Origin of the sequence: Nakamurella sp. UYEF19 (genome assembly GCF_040546275.1) — a bacterium.
Lineage (GTDB): Bacteria > Actinomycetota > Actinomycetes > Mycobacteriales > Nakamurellaceae > Nakamurella.
In genome coordinates, this window is sequence record NZ_JBEPNO010000064.1 from 1 (window position 1) to 1,975 (window position 1,975).

Sequence of the window (1,975 nt, forward strand, 5' to 3'; positions counted from 1 at the left end):
CGTCAGAAGGGCGGCGGGTCGTAGGTCGGTGCTGTTTCCGGCGCTGGATCCGGATCCGGCGCTGGGTCGGGTGCCGGGTGGGGTGCCGGGGTGGGCGGTGGGGTGGGTTTGATGGGTGGGGTGGGTTGGATGAGTTGGTGGGGTGGGGTGGTGATGCTGCGGCCGAGTGGTGTGGTCCAGGTGGTGGAGTTGTCGGGGTGGATGGTGAGGTGGAATCCGCCGCCGTCTTTGGATCGGTGGTCGTGTTTGCATTGGGGTGAGAGGTTGCGGTGGTTGGTGGGTCCGCCTGTGGAGTAGGCGGTGGCGTGGTCGATTTCGCAGCGGCCGCCGGGTTGGTTGCAGCCGAAGCCGGTGCAGGTTTGGTCGCGCATGATGATGAATTGTTTCAACGCTTCGGGGGGTTCGTAGCGGGTGGTGCCGTAGTCAAGGAGCAGTCCGGTGAGTGGGTCGCAGACGAGGCGTCGCCAGGTGCCGTCGGCGGCGATGGTGAGGGCTTGGTTGTTGCTGATCGGGCCGTAGCCGATGATTTCGCTGACGTTGGGTTGTGCAGGATTGGTTGCGCTGCTGGCGGTGTCGGTGTTTTCCTCGGCTGGGGCGGCGGTCCTGGTCGTCGGGTCTGGGTGGGTGGGGCGGTGTCCGCAGGTGGGGCAGTGGCCGTGGTCGGCGCGGGTGGCGGCGGCGTGCAGCAGGTCGTAGGGGATGAGGACGCCGATCTGGGGGCGTCTGCCGTGTTGGGTGGGCAGCGGGGTGTCGCCCAGGCCGCCGCGGCGCAGGATGGTGTGGAAGATGTCGATGAACACGTCGGCGCGGCGTTGGTCGAGGTTGCGGGGGTCGTCGGGGTGTCGGGCGGCGTCGGCGAGGCCGGTCAGGGTTTCCCAGATGGCGGCGATGTCCTGCAGCGGGGCGGTCAGTGTGAGGTGTCCCATGCCGTCCAGGTCCGCCCATTTGCTGACCCGACGCTGCTTCTTCGCGTGGTCGTGGCGTTCGTCGGCGCCGGCGGGGTCGAGGCGGATGACGTGGCGGTTCACTTCCCGGCGGACCCATTCGCGGCTGCGGCCGGCGACTTTCGGCAGCACCGCCGTTTCCAGTTGGCCGGTCAGTTCGGGGTCGGTGAGGGGGGTGGAGGCGCCGACGATGACGTCGGCGATGTCTTTGCTGATGGTGCCGGCCTGCAGCGCGGCGAGGGTGCCGCGCAGCCGGGTGGTCAGCGCGAATCCGGTGCCCAGCAGGGCGGCGGCGACGGTTTGGGTGCTGGTCAACGCGACGGCCAGTTCGGCGGCGAGGAATTCCTGGTTGGCGGGGTAGGCGTGGGCCAGCGCGGCGGCGTCGGCGTACTGATCGCCTTGCAGGGCGTTGATCAGTTGTTGGCGGGCGGCGAGGGAGTCCAGCAGGACGTGGGCGCGGAGCGAGCCCAGTCCGGTGGCGATGCCGGGGCCGGTGGGTTGGTCGGTGTCGGGTCGTTCTTCCAGCAGCGCAGCCAGTTCGGAGGTGGGGGTGGCGGCGGTGCAGGCGGTGATCCGGGATTGCCAGTAGCCCAGGTCGCCGAGCATTTCGCGGGCCCGGGTGGAGCCGTCGGGGCCGCGGCCGGGGCCGGTCCCGAACAGGCCCAGGCGCCGTCCGGTGGCGATGTCGGTGTGGTCGGGGTCGCCGTGCAGCCATTCCCGGCGGATCCGGGCGGCCCGGTCCGGCTGTCCGGGCAGCAGCAACTCCCGGCCGGCGCCGGGCGGGGTGAGCAGGGTGCGGCCGGCGGTGCGCCGCACGGCTCGGCCCCGCCCGGGTCCGGTGGTGGCTGCGGCGGCGGGTCGGAGGGCGGCGCTGCGGGCGCGGGCCCGCGTCGAGGCGCCTTCGCCGGGTAGCAGCAGGGTGGGTGGGGCCGTCGGTGCGGCGCCGGGGATGAGCATGACGACGTGCTGCCCGAATGCCACCCCCGTTGTCCACATGCACAGATCATACCATATAATCCGAACAAACGTTC

1 protein-coding gene is annotated in these 1,975 nt (G+C 70.8%); it reads right to left on the bottom strand.

Annotation, left to right across the window (positions count from 1 at the left end; translation table 11 throughout):
• Positions 1-2 precede the first annotated feature (2 nt).
• Complete coding sequence (locus ABIB25_RS29110; protein WP_354532003.1) at positions 3-1,940, bottom strand: HNH endonuclease signature motif containing protein; 1,938 nt, start codon at positions 1,938-1,940, stop codon at positions 3-5.
• Positions 1,941-1,975: the final 35 nt, after the last annotated feature.